The organism is Mesorhizobium sp. WSM4833 (assembly GCF_055811095.1).
This window is the reverse complement of record NZ_JBVVQG010000028.1, coordinates 1-15,912: the sequence shown is the minus strand read 5'-3', so window position 1 is coordinate 15,912 and position 15,912 is coordinate 1. Positions and strand designations below refer to the sequence as shown.

The window sequence follows — 15,912 nt, the reverse complement described above, 5'->3', positions numbered from 1 at the left end:
CAACGTTCCAGAAGGAATCTTCATCATGAATGAGCTGAATTTCGTCACAACGGGCGACGGCACGCGCATCGCCTACCGCTTCGACGGCGACGCAAGCAAGCCGGTGCTGGTGCTGTCGAATTCCATCGGCACCACGCTGCACATGTGGGATGGGCAGGTCGGCGAATTGTCGAAGCATTTTCGTGTCCTGCGCTACGATTTTCGCGGCCATGGCGGATCGAGCGTTCCGGTCGGCGCCTATTCGCTGGACCGGCTTGGCCGCGACGTCATCGAGTTGCTCGATGCGCTCGACCTGCAACGCGTACATTTCCTTGGCCTGTCGCTCGGCGGGTTCGTCGCGCAGTGGCTCGGCATCCACGCGCCCGAGCGGATCGACCGGCTGATCCTGAGCAACACCTCGTCGCATCTGGCGCCGGCAAGCTATTTCGACGAGCGGATCGCTGCGGTGCGCCAGGCGCCGGACATGTCGGAAACCGCTGAGACGTTCCTGAGCAACTGGTTCCCCGCGTCGCTGGTTGCCGCCAACGAGCCTGTGGTCGAAGACTTTCGCGCCATGCTGCTGGCTATCGACCGGCAGGGCCTGGCGGGTCTGTTCGCGGCGGTTCGCGACGCGGACCTTCGCCGCACCGTGGCACTGATACCCCGGCCGACGCTGGTGATCGCCGGTCGGCACGACACGGTGACGGCAGCCAGCCACAGCGAGCTGATCGCCGCGACGGTGCCCGGCGCGAAGCTGGTTGTGCTGCCTGCGGTCCATCTGTCGAACATCGAATATCCGGCAGAGTTCATCCAGGCTGTCATCGATTTCTGCGCGGAGCCGAGTGCCGCGACGGCAAAGGCATCCGGCACCAGCCCGGCGGTTGCCGAGCGTTCAAAGGACGCTGCGGTTCACAAGGGCGGGCGCCAGCCGGAGCCTGCGTCAATGTGAGCGCCGGGCCGAGCCGAGCCATCTGGCGAGAAGCTTTTCAACGCCTTTCGGAACGATCCCGTCACCTTGCCATTATCAGCACGAAGGCAGGCTCGGCCAGGCAACGCCGTAACCGACCTTAGAGACGGCCGGCGACGCCACTTTCGGGCGCCGACACGAACACGCCGGAGGAAAGCGATGACTGGACGCAAAACCCACGATCAACAAATTCGCATCATTGAAGAGCGGGAAAACACAAAGAACGCCGGCAAGGATTTTGATGCCGAGGCGGATCTGAAACGATCAGCGGCGGAACGCGAAGCACTGCGCAAGGGAGCGGACATGAGGACCGATACACCGGACCTCGTCGATCCAGACGACCGCAACATGCTTCGCGGCAAGAATCAGGAAAGCGCCCATCACAAGAACCGTGCCGACGACTAAAGCGCGTCACGGACCAGCAACGCTCCTGGAACATTCGTCATAGATTGGAGGCAGCCCATGGCACGCGGCAGCAAGAAGCACATCGGAGCAGGTTCACAGGGAAAGGGTTCCGGCACAGGCGCCATGACCGTGACGCCAAAAGACAAGCTCGAAGAAAACAAGGTTCTGTCCAATCGCGACAAGGCACAGCATTCCAAAGAACGCGGTTTGGACTCCAGGCAGGTCGCGACCGAGCAGCATCAGGATCATGCCGCCAACCGTTTGCGGGACTGACGCCCGACAGGGGCGCCAGCCTCGGCCTGGCTGTCCGGGGAGCCGTCAGATTCGTACCATCTCTATTTGACACCGAGGCTTTCCGGCCAGAGCGCCTGGATTTCCTTCGGCAGCGCATCGCGCACCTTAGCCGATTGGCCAAGATCAATATGCCGTGCAAGAACTCGGAATACCGAGCGTGCTGCATCCTCGGGATCGACGGGGCGGATCGATTTCAATTCCTCGCCGATGTGCTGCGAGAAGTTTTCCAGGGAGCGCGTTTTGTCCGGCTCGGCTGCGGGCCGGTAGTGGTCGTAATAGGCGCCGCGCACCAGGAGCGGCAGTTCCGCCCCAAGTTTGGCCGCAAGCCCGATCTGCAGCCTGTCCCTTACGGTCCGCAGGACCGCGCCCAATATGTGCCATGCAATTCGCCGATCCGGACCATGATCGTCCATGATCTCGTCGAGCCAGATGTTGGTTGTCTGCAGCGTCCTGTCAAAGACATCCAAACCGGTAGCGCTCATCATCGCCTCCTCATCAAATTCATGTCTGGTTTCGAAACGATGCTCAGGGACAATCGTTTCGCTATCTGTCGACAAAATTGGCTCGGCCTGTGATCCGGCTCTGCCCCGGGATCCACGGTAGCGGTCTTGGTTGCGCCGGAACCCCTTCCGAAGCAGTTCGTTCCTGGGTGGGCGGCTTTGAGGAGCTGGTTGGGGGAGCGCGTCCTGAACGGATTTTTTGCGATGCCTGCAAGGAAGACAAAAACCAATGAAGGCGAGAACCGACAGCAACTCCTGCAGATGATGACGACGGAGCATTTGGTGCTGGGGACCGCCAGGGCGGCGACTATTCAGGAGGCGAATCAGCGCGCAAATTTGTTCCTGACTTCGGTATCCAGCGCCACGATCGCCCTTGCTTTCGTGGCCCAGGTGACGAGGATGGGGCTTCCTTTCATGCTGTTCAGCCTGATCCTGTTGCCGTGCCTCTACTTCATTGGGCTGGTGACATTCGTCAGGGCTGTGCAGGTGGCCATCGAAGACATGGTCCACGCCCGCGGCATGGCACGCATCAGGCACTGCTACACCGAGCTCACCCCTTCGATGGCGCGCTATCTGGTTCACTCCACCCATGACAACCAAACGGCTCTGCTGGCCGATGTCGGCCTCAAGCCAAGGCCCTGGCAAGCGTTCGCCGGAACCGCAGGGATGGTGAATGTCGTCAACGGTGCCATCGCCGGTGTCTTTGCCGGCGTGATGCTCAAGGTCGTCGTTGGCTCGACGGCCAGTCTCGCCGTGACTGTCGGCATTCTAGCTTTTGCGGTGAGCAACTGGTGCCTGTGGCAACATCACAGGCGCAGTTGGGCAAGCGCGGAACACAAGCTGAAGGTGCTGTTTCCAAACGTGCCGGACAGCGACGGCAAGGCGCGGATCGGATAACCCGTTCGAGAGGGCAGGAGCATCAACTCGCGCTAGGCGGAAACCTCAAGCACGATCTTGCCACGCACATGCTCATTTTCCAGCCGTTCTTCCGCTTTGGCGACCTCTCCAAGAGGGTAGGTGGCTTGCACGAAGGGGGTGACCTTGCCGGCCTCGATGAGGCGGCCGATCTCGGCAAGATGCGCCGCATTCGGCTCGGCCAGGTAGGAGACGCCACGCGCCCGACGCAAGTTTGCCTTTTCCTGCGACGGTTGGGAAAGCGTGGAAACGAGCGTCCCGCCAGGCTTGAGCACCTCCCAGGAGCGCTCCTGCGTGTCGCCCGCGACAAGATCGAACACCAGGTCGACCGCATCGACGACCTCTTCGAAACGCTGATTCTTGTAGTCGACCGTCTGATCGGCGCCAAGCTCACGCACGAAAACGACGTCCTCGGCGGAAACCGTTGTCGCGACGAACGCGCCCACGGCCTTGGCCAGCTGGATCGCCAGATGACCGACGCCGCCGGCGCCGCCATGGATGAGAACCCGTTGTCCGGATTTGAGGCCGCCATGATCGAAAAGGCCTTGCCATGCGGTGATGCCGGCAAGCGGCACCGCCGCGGCTTCGACATGGCTTAGACGATCCGGTTTGGCAGCCGCCTCCGTCGCCTTGACCACGACATATTCGGCATTGCCGCCCCGGTCATGACCAAGCATCGCAAACAACGGGTCGCCCTTCTTCAACGTATGCGCCCGCGTACCGCATATTTCCACCGTGCCGGATACGTCGCGCCCGAGCGTGACCGGCAGGGTCTCGCTCACCGACCCTTCGCGGGTCTTGTAGTCGATCGGATTGACGCTTGCGGCGCGGACCCTGAGCACAACCTCGTCGTCAAGCGGCTGAGGCGAGGGGACCTGATCGATCGAAAGGACCTCAGGTCCGCCAAAAGCGTGGATGCGGATTGCTTTCATGTCGGCATACCTCCTGTTGTCTGGCTGTCGGCGACGCTGTCTGCAGGGCTGTCGTCAGCGGCTGTGCAACCGGGGTTGCGGCGGCAGGCACGCTGGCCTCCCGGGGGGCCACCGTCAGATGATTTTCCACCGTCATCGGCGACCCAGCGGGATGCCAATTTGTCGGCGGCCAATCCGTCACGATCAGGCCGCCGCAAGGACGCCCAGTCCTGCTAGGCCGTAGACTGCGTCGGCGGGTTCTGGTTCATCATCCACAGCTCGATCGCAGCCAGCACCGCGACCAGAACGCCGATTACAACATGCACGCCCATGGCTGTGGTTGCCTGGAATCCAAGCACCCAGGGAGACACAACTACCCAAAGACCCACAACGAGGTTCAGCCATTCCTCCCAGACAGCAAAGGCGAAGAGGGCGGCAACCGAAAGCACGACAATCACGATGCCGCTGCCCATGGCATTCTGGGACTGTGTCCCCGCCGCGAAGGCGAATATCCATGGAGAGAAGAAGAGAATTGCTCCGAGGAACAGATTTGCTACGTCACAGAGCTTGGCGTTTGACCATTGGTTCATGATTTTTCTCCATCAAGCGTGCTCTCCACGCTTCCGAAGCTCAATCGGCGGCCTTGAAACCGTCGGTCACATGGCGGCAAGGCTACAACCAGACTTGCTGGCTTTCTAACTGGAGAGCAGGCCGTTGGTTCCAACCAATCGGCCTGGCACGGCACCGGGAACTCTCCTCGCCGGGAGCATTCAGCCACTCCCGATCCGTTCGCGACATACAACGCGGCGGGAAGGTGCGAGGCGCAGGCGATTACCCATGTGATCGCCTCTCGATCATAGTCGTCACCCGGAGCGCCAGTCCTCGAAGAAGACGTTCAATGTAAGCGTGATGTGTTCGCGTTCTGGCAGCCTTCTGTGCCGCTTCCTTCCTGCCGCGGGTACCCTTGGTCACTGCCTTGCGCGCGGCGGCGGAACGACCGGATGCGCCTTTCGTTTCGGCGGCCTTCTCGGCGGCGGCCGCCCGCGCCATGGGCGCGCGTTGTCTCTGGGGACCAACGCGCCGAGGTTACAAATGAACCTATCCCAGCCTTTGGCTTACCGACATCGACGACGCGCGGGGAGTCAGACGCTGGCAAACCTCGGAGATCGGGATCGATACCGGTTCACGACGGGTTGCTGATCAATGCGCATGGTTCGCATGCCGAAGCGGACGTCACGGCTGCGTGCAAATCGGCACTGGCTGCGGCGGCGGTGCCGGATGATCCTTCCTGTATTGGGCGATGATCGGCTCGAGGGTCTTTCGCGGCCAGAATTTCGGTGTGCCGATTTCCTTCAGGCAGGACGCGTTCCAATAGGTGCCCGGCTGTGAATGGTTGGCTGCGACCGCGGCGATGTCGCGCGATTCCGGGTAGATGTAGAGCGTCGTCGGATTGTCCTTGACCATCGGGATAATCTGCTGCGCATCCGCCGGCGACCAACTGGTGCAGCCATTGCTGCGACCGCCGGCATAATCCACCAGCTTGCCGAACGGCACGAAGCCGTCATGGTCGGCATGCGAGCTGTTCGGATTTTTGCGCAGGCACAGGCCGTGCAGCACCTGGGCCGCGTGGCCGCCGATCACCCGCTGCCTGGCGTTCGCGGCTTCGCCTTCGCCGTCGAACTGGATGAAGGTGCGCTGGAAAGCCACGTCCCGTTTCGCACCAGTGCGGTAATAACCCTTGAACGAGGTTTTCGCCTCGCGGGTCATATAGGCGCCGCCGGCCGTCAACGATGAATCCATCGCATTGCCGAAGTTCTTCGCGCACCGCTTGCCGTTCGAAAAATCGACGACACCCTTCAGATTCCGCCCGCTGCCATGACCCGACGAAATCGCGCGGAAGGACTCGCTGCCCTCGCAGATGACGTAGTAGCGGCGGCCGAGCACGCCATTGCCCAGATCGCTGGGGCGTGTCGCATCCATGGCGAAGTAGCAGGGGTTCTTGACGGCCCCTTGGGCGACCTTCTTCCGATAAAGCGCGCGGGCTCGTTCGAGGACAATTTGTGAGATCTGGCCCTCGCTGTTGCCGACATGAGCCTGCAACCAGGCCGGAACGTCAGATGATGCGGCAAAGGATCGAGCCGACACCGTCACGGCGATGACGGCGACGAAAAAGCTGGCGACGACGCCCAGACAAACAGATCTCAACCGCACCGGATCAATTCTCCTGTCGAAGCGAATGGCGATTTCTTGCGGTATTGCCGCGAGAATCGATCATAGATGGCCTCGCATTATCAGGCGAAACACATCTTGTTTAGCGCGCCCGCATGAAGATCCGCAAAGCAGGTCGACGCATGCAACGGCCCTACGCCGACATGCTGGCTCCAGGCTTGCGGCGGACGTCTTCGTATCCTTGAAGCAGGGCAACGAACTCGGGTTGGCGGGTTCCTTCGAGCTCGTCGGCGCGTTGGCTGACGGAGCATCAAACGAAAAACCCGCCTGTGCGGCGGGCCATCGGCGCAAATCAGCACCATGGACAAATATGTACCATAGCTGAGTGCAGGGAGTCAAGAAAAAATTCCTATCGCGAAAAGCCGCGGGTTCGGAACCTGATCTCTCGAGTTCCGCGATTTTCGATACGCAGGGATTGAGCTATCATCTGATTCTGGCGTGGCTCACGCCTCCTCCCTCCGCCGGGAAAGCATCATCCATGCAGGGCTCTCTCATCACCGAACCAACTGTTCGAGCGCTTGGCATAAGGAGGGGTTGCGAAAACGGCTCGCACCAGGAGGTTTGTCATGAAGCTGTCCGCGCCCATCTATCATCTGAAGCGTCAAGCCAGGCTGTTGTCCCGCGAGGCCAAAATTCCGCTCCACGAAGCGCTTGACCGTGTTGCAGTACGGGAAGGCTTCGCCAGTTGGAGCCTGCTTGCGGCCAAGGCAGCCGGGGCGGCGCCTGCCGGCACACTGTTTGCGCAACTTGCGCCCGGCGATCTGGTCCTGGTGGGTGCACGACCCGGCCACGGCAAGACGCTGATGAGTCTCGAACTGGCAATCGAAGCCATGAAGTCCGGCAGTCGGGGCGTGTTCTTCACGCTGGAGTATACGCAGCGGGATGTGCTCGACCGGTTTCGAGCCATCGGGGCAGACCCGGTGCAGTTCAACGACCGGTTCGTGTTCGACAATTCCGACGCCATCAGCGCCGACTATATCGTCAAGGCATTGGGCTCGGCGCCGCGCGGCACGCTGGTGGTGATCGACTACCTGCAACTGCTCGACCAAAAGCGGCAAAATCCGGAGCTGATGGCGCAGGTTCGCACGCTGAAAGCGTTTGCCGGCGACAGGGGATTGATCCTCGTCTTCATCTCGCAGATCGACCGGTCCTACGACCCGGCGCAGAAGCCGGTTCCCGATATCGGCGATGTGCGGTTGCCGAACCCTCTGGATCTGTCGCTGTTCAACAAGACCTGCTTCCTGAACAAGGGCGAGATCCGGTTCCACGCGGCAGGCTGACGATCGGGTCAGCCAAGCCTTCATTGGGCGGCTGCTACCAGGTTCAGCTCAACCGATGCCGGATTGTGCTGCGCGCGCAACGTTTCGGCCGCCTGGCGAACCACTTCGGATATAAGCATCAGCTGTTTGGCGATCGGGCTTGTCTTGCGCCAGATCATGCCGATCGTCCGCGACGGTTGGGGGTTGGCAAAGTGGGCGACAGACACCGCCGCCGAGCGCGTCTCCACCGGCACGGCCATTTCGGGAATCAAGGTGACGCCGACGCCGGCGCCGACCATCTGCACCAGGGTCGACAGCGAGCTGCCGTCCAGCAACTCCCTTGGCCGCGCCGAATGCATGTTGCAGAACGACAGCGCCTGGTCGCGAAAACAATGGCCTTCCTCCAGCAGAAGCAGCCGCATCTCGCGCAGCATTTCGCGGTTGGGGACCGGCTTTCCCTCGTCCTCGCCGGGCCGGACCAGCACGAAGTTCTCGGCAAACAGCACGATTTCCGTCAGCGAGGGTTCCGACACCGGCAAGGCGACGATGGCCGCGTCGAGCCGGCCGTCGGCCAGTTCCTGGATCAGCTTTTGCGTTTGCGTTTCGCGCACGTGGATATCGAGCCCGTCATGCATGCGGGCGAGGTTGCCGATGATGGCAGGCAAAAGGTAGGGTGCGATCGTCGGGATCACGCCGATGCGCAACCGTCCCACCAGCCGGTCGCGCGAGGCGCGGGCCAGATCCGTCAACTCATCCACCGAGCGTAGGATGTCGCGGACGCGCAAGGCGAATTCCTCGCCGAAATTGGTCAGCCGGACCTGGCGTGGGCCTCTTTGGAAAAGCTCCGTGCCCAGCGTTTCCTCCAACTCCCGGATCTGCACCGAGATGGCGGGCTGCGAGATCGAGCAGGCATCGGCGGCGCGGCCGAAATGATTGTGCCGGGCCAGCGCCTCGAAATAACGCAGCTGCTTCAGCGTCAGGTTTGTCATAATGTCATCTTATCGCTGCAATCAGGAAATCCAACTTAAATTAATCAAGCGGCTTTGCTATAGGAGTCGTAACGAAGATGAGGAGCAGCCGGGACCGCCTGGTGAGGCGCATGCCCGCAGCAACAGGACATCCAACATATTCGGTCGCGTATCGGGCTCAGGTCATCGCGCCAGCCATGAAACGGACCGCCTACAGGGACATTTTTGTGTCCCTGTTCACGCAGCAGTTGAACAGCTCAACACAGCCACGATCGGAGAGAAGAACATGGACGCACAGACCGATGATCCCAGTGCCGGCAAATGCCCCGTTGCGCACGGATCCTCCAGCAGGACGAACCGTGACTGGTGGCCGAACCAACTGGACCTTGGCGTTCTGCATCAGCAGTCGAACCTTTCGGACCCGATGGGCGAAGAGTTCGACTATGCCGAGGAATTCAAGTCGCTCGATCTCGATGCGGTGATCAAGGACCTGCACCAGGTGATGACGGATTCGCAGGATTGGTGGCCGGCCGACTTCGGCCATTACGGGCCGCTGTTCATCCGCATGGCCTGGCACAGTGCCGGCACCTACCGCATCGGCGACGGCCGTGGCGGCGCCGGGGCCGGCCAGCAGCGTTTTGCTCCGCTCAACAGCTGGCCGGACAATGCCAATCTCGACAAGGCGCGCCGGCTGCTGTGGCCGGTCAAGCAGAAATATGGGCGCAAGATCTCCTGGGCCGACCTGCTGATCCTCACCGGCAACGTCGCGCTGGAATCGATGGGCTTCAAGACCTTCGGTTTTGCTGGCGGCCGCGCCGACGTCTGGGAACCCGAACAGGACGTCGATTGGGGTTCGGAAACCAAGTGGCTCGACGACAAGCGCTACTCCGGCGACCGCGAACTCCAGGGCCATCTCGGCGCCGTCCAGATGGGTCTGATCTATGTCAATCCGGAAGGGCCGAACGGCAAGCCGGATCCGCTGGCCTCGGCACGCGATATTCGCGAGACGTTCGGCCGCATGGCCATGAACGACGAGGAGACCGTGGCGCTGATCGCCGGCGGCCACACCTTCGGCAAAACCCACGGCGCCGGCGATGCCTCGCTTGTGGGTGCGGAGCCGGAAGGCGCCGGCATCGAGGCGCAGGGCCTCGGCTGGTCGAGCAAGCATGCCACGGGCATCGCCGGCGATGCCATCACCTCGGGCCTCGAGGTGACCTGGACCACGACGCCGACCAAGTGGAGCAACAACTTCTTCGACAATCTGTTCAACTTCGAATGGGAGCTGACCACGAGCCCGGCGGGCGCGCATCAGTGGACGCCGAAGGGCGGCGCCGGCGCCGGAACCGTGCCGGATGCCCACGATCCGTCCAAGCGCCGCGCGCCTGCCATGCTGACGACCGATCTCGCGCTGCGGGTCGATCCGGCCTACGAGAAGATCTCGCGGCGCTTCCATGAGCATCCGGACCAGTTCGCCGACGCTTTTGCCCGCGCCTGGTTCAAGCTGACCCATCGCGACATGGGTCCGGTCGTTCGCTATCTCGGCCCGCTCGTGCCGAAGGAAGAGCTGATCTGGCAGGATCCGATCCCCGCGGTCGACCACGAACTGGTCGGCGAGCAGGACATTGCGTCGCTGAAGGCGAAGATCCTGGCATCGGGCCTGTCGGTTTCCGAATTGGTCTCGACGGCGTGGGCCTCGGCCTCGACGTTCCGCAATTCCGACAAGCGCGGTGGTGCCAATGGTGCACGCATCCGGCTGGCGCCGCAGAAGGATTGGGAGGTCAACCAGCCGGCGGAACTGTCGAAGGTGCTGGCCAGGCTGGAAGCCATCCAGAAGGAGTTCAACGCGGCACAGACCGGCGGGAAAAAGATCTCGCTGGCCGACCTCATCGTTCTCGGCGGTGTCGCCGCTGTCGAGAAGGCGGCGAAGGATGGCGGCCACGAGGCCAAGGTGCCGTTCACGCCGGGGCGCATGGATGCTTCGCAGGAACAGACGGATGTCCATTCCTTTGCCGCGCTCGAGCCGAAAGTCGATGGCTTCCGCAACTATGTCAGGGGCAAGCAGCCGATGTCGGTCGAAGCCATGCTGGTCGACCGGGCGCAATTGCTGTCGCTGACCGCACCCGAAATGACGGTGCTGGTCGGCGGTCTTCGTGTGCTCGGCGCCAACACGGCCAACTCGAAGCACGGCGTGTTCACCGACCGGCCGGGTACGTTGACCAACGACTTCTTCGTCAACCTGCTCAGCATGAACACGGTCTGGGATCCGGCCGCCGGCTCCGACGAAGTCTACGAGGCGCGTGACCGCAAGACCAAGGCGGTCAAGTGGACCGGCACCCGTGCCGACCTGATCTTCGGCTCGCACGCCCAATTGCGCGCGCTTGCCGAGGTCTACGGGTCGGCGGACGCCAAGGCGAAATTCACCAGGGATTTCGTTGCGGCATGGACCAAGGTGATGAACGCCGACCGCTTCGACATCGCCTGAGATCGCTAAAGGTGCTCCGGCGCGGCCGCGCCGGATCGCCGGTCCTCCCAAGGACACAACGCCAGGGCCGCGTTTCCAGTGATGGGAGCGCGGCCTTTGTCGTATGGGGCCGCGCTTTGGTGGACCGTGCCTCCCTGGTCAAGCATGCTATTTTGTGGGCATCGCGTCTGCACCGGTGCACCATGATCGAAATCGTCAAACCCGCGTTCGAACATCTGCCGTCCTACAAGGCGGCACTCGAACGCGGCTGGTCGCCGGACAATGTGCGATTGCTGGAAGCGACGCGCGAGCAGCTTGCGGCAATCGAAAGGGATCCCGTGGCTTTTCTCGCCGACCTCGATGATCCCCAGGCCAGGGGCGGTCCGATCACCTTGCCTGACGGCAAAAAGGTGCCGCGCCTGCCGGGCTTCCGCCGCTGGATCTGGGACGGCGAGGCGTCGGGCTCGATCGGCTTTCGCTGGCAGAAGGGTACGTCGGACCTGCCGCCGCATGTGCTCGGCCATATCGGCTATGCGGTGGTGCCGTGGAAGCGGCGGCGCGGCTACGCTACACAGGCGCTGCGCCTGATGCTGGAGGAGGCGAGGGCGGTCGGCCTGGCTCACGTCGAGATCACCGCCAAACCGGGCAATCCGGCCTCGCACAAGGTGATCCTGGCCAATGGCGGCAAGCTCGTCGAACGCTTTTTCGAGGACGCCGCCTATGGCGGAGCGGAAAGTTTGCGGTTCCGGATCGAGCTGTAGGATGTATCTCAACCATGCTCATCGGCGCACAGCGCATGATCCGACAGCGCGCGGATGACGTAGCAGTCGCCGACCGTCTGGCCATTGCAGCACGTGGCGATGCGTTCGAGCTCGGCCTCGAGCCGCTTCAACTGGGCAATCTTTTCCCGCACCGAGATCAGTTGCTCCTCGGCGATCTTGTCGGCGTGGCCGCAGGGTTGCTCGGGGTGGCCGCTCAAATCGATCAGAGAGCGGATGTCCTCGACGGCGAAACCGAGATCGCGGGCGTGGCGGATGAAGGCCAACCGCTCCAGCTCCTGCCTGGAATAGCGGCGCTGGTTGCCTTCCGAGCGCTCGGGTGCGGCAACAAGGCCCATCTGCTCGTAGTAGCGGATGGTCGGCACCTTGACCCCGGTGCGGCGCGAGAGATCACCGATCGAAAACATGAATTGCCTCTTGAAGCTCTAGTGACTAGAGCAATTACAGTGCCTGACATCAGCGTTCAAGACCCATGCGGCGACGCCGCGCGGGCAAGACAGACAGATGATGTGATGACGGCGCCCCTCGACCAGGTAAAAATCAGGCAGACGCGGTTCAAGATCGGCGGCATGGATTGCGCCTCTTGCGCAACCAAGATCGATACGGCGGTGCGTCGCCTAGACGGCGTCGCCGATGTCTCGGTTTCGGTGACCGGTGCCAGCATGACGGTCAGCCATGGCGGCGCGTTGCCGGAAGACAAGGTGCTGCAGCAGGTGGCTCGGCTCGGCTACGGCATCGTCAGGGCCGAGGCACATGTATCGCCGATGTCAAATAAGGCGCACGCCGATCACGTCCACAATGACCATGATGGCCACGATCATGCGAGCCACGATCCCGATCCCGATCATGGCCATTCCGAGACGGGGCAGGCGTGGTGGCGTTCCCGCCGGGCGGTGCTGACGCTCGCCTGCGCGGCAGCGCTTCTCGCCGCATACGGCATCGGCCATCTGTTCCCGGTGGCGGAACGCGGGGTGTTCCTGGCCGCGCTGTTGGTCGGCCTGGTGGCGATCGCACGGCGCGCGCTGATAGCGGCATTGGCCGGCACGCCGTTTTCGATCGAGATGCTGATGACCATCGCGGCGATAGGCGCCGTGATGATCGGTGCCACTGAAGAGGCCGCCGCCGTGGTGGTGCTCTTCCTGATCGGCGAGCTTCTGGAGGGTGTCGCCGCCGGCCGGGCGCGGGCGAGCATCCAGGGACTTGCCGGTCTGGTGCCGAAGACGGCCTTGGTCGAGCGCGCAGGCGGCACATCGGAGTGTCCCGCCGAAGACCTTGCGGTCGGCGACATCATCCTGGTGCGGCCGGGCGACCGCATCCCGGCCGATGGCGAGATCATCGAGGGCGCGAGCGAAATCGACGAGGCGCCGGTGACGGGCGAGAGCACCCCGAAGCGCAAGGGCGCTACGGACGCCGTCTTTGCCGGCACGATCAGCACCGACGGCGTGCTCAAGGTGCGGGTGACGGCGGCCGCTTCCGACAACACCATCGCCCGAATCGCGCGGCTGGTGGAGGAGGCGCAGGAGGCCAAGGCGCCGACAGAGCGCTTCATCGATCGCTTCTCGCGCACCTACACGCCGGCGGTGCTGGCGGTCGGTGCGCTGGTGGCATTGTTGCCGCCGCTGCTTGCCGGCGGCGACTGGAACGAATGGATCTACAAGGGCCTTGCGATCCTGCTGATCGGCTGCCCCTGCGCGCTGGTCATCTCGACCCCGGCGGCAATCGCCGCGGGCCTGGCGACCGGCGCGCGGCGTGGCCTGTTGATGAAAGGCGGTGCGGTGCTGGAAGGCTTTCGCCGGCTCACGGCGGTCGCCTTCGACAAGACCGGTACGCTGACCGCAGGCAAGCCTGTCGTCACCGACATCGCGGCGTATGGAAGGGATGAACGCACCGTGCTGGCGCTGGCGGCAGCACTGGAGCAGGGCTCCAGCCATCCGTTGGCGATGGCGATCCTGGACCGGGCCAAGGCCGACAAGGCGCCGGTGCCGCCGGCTCTCGCAGCGAAGGCAATCTCGGGCAAGGGTGTCGAGGGCAGCGTCGGCGGCGTCGCCGTCTTCCTCGGCTCCGGCCAGGCGGCGGGCGAACGCGCCGACATGACGCAAGCGCAGCGCCTCGCCGTCGACAGCTTCAACGGCCAGGGCAAGACGGTGTCAGTGCTCGTCGCCGATGGCGTGGTGGCCGGGCTGATTGCCATGCGCGACGAGCCGCGGCCGGATGCTGCGGCCGGGATCGCGGCGCTGGAGGCCGAGAGCATCCGCGCGGTGATGTTGACCGGCGACAACAGTCGCACGGCGCAAGCCATCGCCGCTTCGCTCGGCATCGAGGCGCGGGCGGACCTGTTGCCCCAGGACAAGCAGCGCATCGTCGGCGAATTGCAGCGCGAGGGTTTCAAGGTCGCCAAGGTCGGCGACGGCATCAACGACGCGCCGGCGCTCGCGGCCGCCGATATCGGCATTGCCATGGGCGGCGGCACCGACGTGGCGCTGGAGACCGCGGACGCGGCGATCCTGCACGGCCGCGTCATGGACGTCGCGCGTATGGTGAAACTGTCGCGGGCGGTGATGGCCAATATCGGCCAGAACATCACCGTGGCGCTGGGGCTGAAGGCGGTGTTCCTGGTCACCACCATTTTGGGCATCACCGGCCTGTGGCCGGCGATCCTGGCCGATACCGGCGCGACCGTGCTGGTCACCGCCAACGCCATGCGCCTGCTGCGCTGGCGCGGGTGAAGCGCTTTTGGTTGATCACGATCTTTTCGGAAAACCGGCGTCCACTTTTCCGGATCGTGATCTACTCGGCTGGGGCTGTCAGCGGCGGCGTGGCGTTGCTGCGCCCTTCCCAGACATAAGAGGCGAGCGCCACTGCCACGGCGACCAGCATGGCGATGGCGCCCAGCAGCGGCAGGCTGCGGTAGCCATAGCCGCTGTTCAGCATCGCGGCGCCCAACGAAGCGGCCAGCGCGATGCCGACATTGAAGCCGGAGGGAATGAGCGACGAGGCAAGGTTCGAGGCGTCCGCGGTCCAGGCCAGGATGCGGGTCTGGATCGGCGTGCCGATGGCGAAGTTGAGACCGCCCCAGATGACGATCGCCACAACCATCGGCAGGGGATAGGGGCTGACGGCATAGATCACGCCAAGCGTCACCGCCTGCAGGGCCAGCATGGTGATCAATGACGGCATCAGCTTCCAGTCGGAGAGCTTGCCGCCGAGGAAGACGCCAAGGGTTGCGCCGACGCCGTTGAGCAGCAGCACCCACGGCACCAGGTTCTCGTCGAGACCGGTGACTTCGAGCAGTGTCGGCGTGATGTAGGTGAACAGGCCGAACTGGCCGATCATCAGCATCAGCATCAGGATCAGCGATGTCCAGACCTGCTGGCGGGCCAGCACGCGGACCTCGCGGGCGAAACCGGCGGGCTTGGCCGATGAGCCGGTGGTGCGCGGCAAAAGGGCTGCCATGGCAAGCGTTGCCGCGACACCCAGCGCGCACATCACCCAGAAAGTCGCACGCCAGCCCCAGATGTTGCCGATCGCGGTGCCGGCCGGCACGCCGATGACGTTGGAGACGGTGAGGCCGGACAGGATGACGGCGACAGCCATGCCGCGCTGGTCCTCGCGCACGAGACCGACGGCGACGACCATGGCGACGCCGAAATAGGCGCCATGCGCGACCGCCACGGCAATGCGCAACAGAAGCATCGAGGTGAAATCGGGCGCCAGCGCGCAAGCCGCCTGGCCAATGGTGAAGGCGATGGCGAGGCCGAGCAGCAAGGTCTTGCGCGACAATGACTTGGTGGCGAGCGCCAGCAGCGGGCCGCCGATGGCGATGCCGCCGGCATAGCCGGAGACGAGATAGCCGGCGGAGGGAACCGAGACGCCCAGGCCTTGCGCCACCTGCGGCAGCACGCCGGCAATGACGAATTCGGTGGTGCCGAAGGCAAAGGCGGCGATGAACAGGGCGATGAGCGGAAGCGACATGGGGAAGCCTTAGCTGGAAGCGCCTCAAACCACGGATGGGCTTTGCGGGCAATCCAGAAATTTTTGTCGCGGGTTTAGGTTTTCTTCAGTGGGGGCGAGGCGGTGAAGCGCCAATCTCCCCCTTGTGGGGGAGATGGCCGGGGCAAAGGAAGCGCGCGAACCTATCCAAGCGCGCTCCCTTCCTCTCCCTCCGGAGGGGGGAGAGCGACTATCTGGGGTGTCAAGTTGCACTCGCGAACTCGTTGCGCGCATCGCGTGCTTTTGCATTGAGGA

The 15,912-nt window shown here is 63.5% G+C and carries 15 protein-coding genes; 8 read left to right on the top strand and 7 right to left on the bottom strand.

The features are described 5' to 3' along the window. Window positions 1-25 precede the first annotated feature (25 nt). From AC0L2D_RS31035 to AC0L2D_RS31025, 3 genes are all read left to right on the top strand, one after another. Entirely contained in the window at window positions 26-928 is a 903-nt protein-coding gene (locus tag AC0L2D_RS31035) for an alpha/beta fold hydrolase (RefSeq protein ID WP_473543961.1), read from the top strand. Between the two features lie 177 nt (window positions 929-1,105). Further along, window positions 1,106-1,351 (top strand): hypothetical protein, encoded by a 246-nt coding sequence (locus tag AC0L2D_RS31030; RefSeq protein WP_013530132.1) that lies wholly within the window; start codon window positions 1,106-1,108, stop codon window positions 1,349-1,351. A 57-nt stretch (window positions 1,352-1,408) separates the two neighbouring features. Beyond that, on the top strand, window positions 1,409-1,624 hold the full coding sequence (locus AC0L2D_RS31025) for a hypothetical protein (protein WP_013530133.1): 216 nt from the start codon (window positions 1,409-1,411) through the stop codon (window positions 1,622-1,624). Between the two features lie 62 nt (window positions 1,625-1,686). On the opposite strand, the gene AC0L2D_RS31020 is transcribed toward AC0L2D_RS31025, so the two are convergent. Further along, window positions 1,687-2,127 carry a DUF2267 domain-containing protein gene (locus AC0L2D_RS31020; protein ID WP_013530134.1) on the bottom strand — a complete coding sequence of 147 codons (441 nt, stop codon included), beginning with the start codon at window positions 2,125-2,127 and terminating at the stop codon, window positions 1,687-1,689. Between the two features lie 222 nt (window positions 2,128-2,349). Here AC0L2D_RS31020 and AC0L2D_RS31015 point away from each other — a divergent pair, with 222 nt between their 5' ends. Next, the gene (locus AC0L2D_RS31015; protein WP_024504111.1) at window positions 2,350-3,042 is read left to right on the top strand and encodes a hypothetical protein; all 693 of its coding nucleotides are present in this window, start codon (window positions 2,350-2,352) and stop codon (window positions 3,040-3,042) included. A 32-nt stretch (window positions 3,043-3,074) separates the two neighbouring features. On the opposite strand, the gene AC0L2D_RS31010 is transcribed toward AC0L2D_RS31015, so the two are convergent. The 3 genes from AC0L2D_RS31010 to AC0L2D_RS31000 form a co-directional block, all read right to left on the bottom strand. After that, complete coding sequence (locus AC0L2D_RS31010; protein WP_473543959.1) at window positions 3,075-3,992, bottom strand: NADP-dependent oxidoreductase; 918 nt, start codon at window positions 3,990-3,992, stop codon at window positions 3,075-3,077. Window positions 3,993-4,204: 212 nt separating this feature from the next. After that, window positions 4,205-4,561 (bottom strand): SPW repeat protein, encoded by a 357-nt coding sequence (locus AC0L2D_RS31005; protein ID WP_473543957.1) that lies wholly within the window; start codon window positions 4,559-4,561, stop codon window positions 4,205-4,207. Between the two features lie 643 nt (window positions 4,562-5,204). After that, window positions 5,205-6,182, bottom strand: coding sequence for a hypothetical protein (locus AC0L2D_RS31000; protein ID WP_127370147.1), 978 nt, complete (start codon window positions 6,180-6,182; stop codon window positions 5,205-5,207). A 584-nt stretch (window positions 6,183-6,766) separates the two neighbouring features. On the opposite strand from AC0L2D_RS31000, the gene AC0L2D_RS30995 reads away from it, so the two are divergent. Next, window positions 6,767-7,480, top strand: coding sequence for a DNA helicase (locus tag AC0L2D_RS30995; RefSeq protein ID WP_013530139.1), 714 nt, complete (start codon window positions 6,767-6,769; stop codon window positions 7,478-7,480). A gap of 20 nt (window positions 7,481-7,500) precedes the next feature. Here the strand turns inward: AC0L2D_RS30995 and AC0L2D_RS30990 are convergent, their stop codons facing one another. Beyond that, window positions 7,501-8,448, bottom strand: a complete 948-nt coding sequence (locus AC0L2D_RS30990; RefSeq protein ID WP_013530140.1) for a hydrogen peroxide-inducible genes activator — start codon at window positions 8,446-8,448, stop codon at window positions 7,501-7,503. 265 nt (window positions 8,449-8,713) lie between these two features. Here AC0L2D_RS30990 and katG point away from each other — a divergent pair, with 265 nt between their 5' ends. Beyond that, window positions 8,714-10,909, top strand: coding sequence for a catalase/peroxidase HPI (gene katG, locus AC0L2D_RS30985; protein WP_063168780.1), 2,196 nt, complete (start codon window positions 8,714-8,716; stop codon window positions 10,907-10,909). A 182-nt stretch (window positions 10,910-11,091) separates the two neighbouring features. Continuing rightward, window positions 11,092-11,649 (top strand): GNAT family N-acetyltransferase, encoded by a 558-nt coding sequence (locus tag AC0L2D_RS30980; protein WP_013530142.1) that lies wholly within the window; start codon window positions 11,092-11,094, stop codon window positions 11,647-11,649. An 8-nt stretch (window positions 11,650-11,657) separates the two neighbouring features. Here the strand turns inward: AC0L2D_RS30980 and AC0L2D_RS30975 are convergent, their stop codons facing one another. Then, on the bottom strand, window positions 11,658-12,074 hold the full coding sequence (locus AC0L2D_RS30975) for a MerR family transcriptional regulator (protein WP_013530143.1): 417 nt from the start codon (window positions 12,072-12,074) through the stop codon (window positions 11,658-11,660). 105 nt (window positions 12,075-12,179) lie between these two features. Between AC0L2D_RS30975 and AC0L2D_RS30970 the strand changes: the two genes are divergently transcribed. Beyond that, window positions 12,180-14,393: a heavy metal translocating P-type ATPase gene (locus tag AC0L2D_RS30970; protein WP_473543953.1), complete on the top strand. Its 2,214-nt coding sequence runs from the start codon at window positions 12,180-12,182 to the stop codon at window positions 14,391-14,393. A 61-nt stretch (window positions 14,394-14,454) separates the two neighbouring features. On the opposite strand, the gene AC0L2D_RS30965 is transcribed toward AC0L2D_RS30970, so the two are convergent. Continuing rightward, window positions 14,455-15,639: an MFS transporter gene (locus AC0L2D_RS30965; protein ID WP_013530145.1), complete on the bottom strand. Its 1,185-nt coding sequence runs from the start codon at window positions 15,637-15,639 to the stop codon at window positions 14,455-14,457. Between the last annotated feature and the right edge of the window lie 273 nt (window positions 15,640-15,912).

What these genes read in the sequence shown, in the direction of transcription:
- AC0L2D_RS31005 (WP_473543957.1), bottom strand. Translation starts at nt 4,561, where the DNA reads ATGAACCAATGGTCAAACGCCAAGCTCTGTGACGTAGCAAATCTGTTC.
- AC0L2D_RS31025 (WP_013530133.1), top strand. Translation starts at nt 1,409, where the DNA reads ATGGCACGCGGCAGCAAGAAGCACATCGGAGCAGGTTCACAGGGAAAG.
- AC0L2D_RS31030 (WP_013530132.1), top strand. Translation starts at nt 1,106, where the DNA reads ATGACTGGACGCAAAACCCACGATCAACAAATTCGCATCATTGAAGAG.
- AC0L2D_RS31035 (WP_473543961.1), top strand. Translation starts at nt 26, where the DNA reads ATGAATGAGCTGAATTTCGTCACAACGGGCGACGGCACGCGCATCGCC.
- AC0L2D_RS30990 (WP_013530140.1), bottom strand. Translation starts at nt 8,448, where the DNA reads ATGACAAACCTGACGCTGAAGCAGCTGCGTTATTTCGAGGCGCTGGCC.
- AC0L2D_RS30965 (WP_013530145.1), bottom strand. Translation starts at nt 15,639, where the DNA reads ATGTCGCTTCCGCTCATCGCCCTGTTCATCGCCGCCTTTGCCTTCGGC.
- AC0L2D_RS30970 (WP_473543953.1), top strand. Translation starts at nt 12,180, where the DNA reads ATGACGGCGCCCCTCGACCAGGTAAAAATCAGGCAGACGCGGTTCAAG.
- AC0L2D_RS31010 (WP_473543959.1), bottom strand. Translation starts at nt 3,992, where the DNA reads ATGAAAGCAATCCGCATCCACGCTTTTGGCGGACCTGAGGTCCTTTCG.
- katG (WP_063168780.1), top strand. Translation starts at nt 8,714, where the DNA reads ATGGACGCACAGACCGATGATCCCAGTGCCGGCAAATGCCCCGTTGCG.
- AC0L2D_RS30995 (WP_013530139.1), top strand. Translation starts at nt 6,767, where the DNA reads ATGAAGCTGTCCGCGCCCATCTATCATCTGAAGCGTCAAGCCAGGCTG.
- AC0L2D_RS31020 (WP_013530134.1), bottom strand. Translation starts at nt 2,127, where the DNA reads ATGAGCGCTACCGGTTTGGATGTCTTTGACAGGACGCTGCAGACAACC.
- AC0L2D_RS30980 (WP_013530142.1), top strand. Translation starts at nt 11,092, where the DNA reads ATGATCGAAATCGTCAAACCCGCGTTCGAACATCTGCCGTCCTACAAG.
- AC0L2D_RS30975 (WP_013530143.1), bottom strand. Translation starts at nt 12,074, where the DNA reads ATGTTTTCGATCGGTGATCTCTCGCGCCGCACCGGGGTCAAGGTGCCG.
- AC0L2D_RS31015 (WP_024504111.1), top strand. Translation starts at nt 2,350, where the DNA reads ATGCCTGCAAGGAAGACAAAAACCAATGAAGGCGAGAACCGACAGCAA.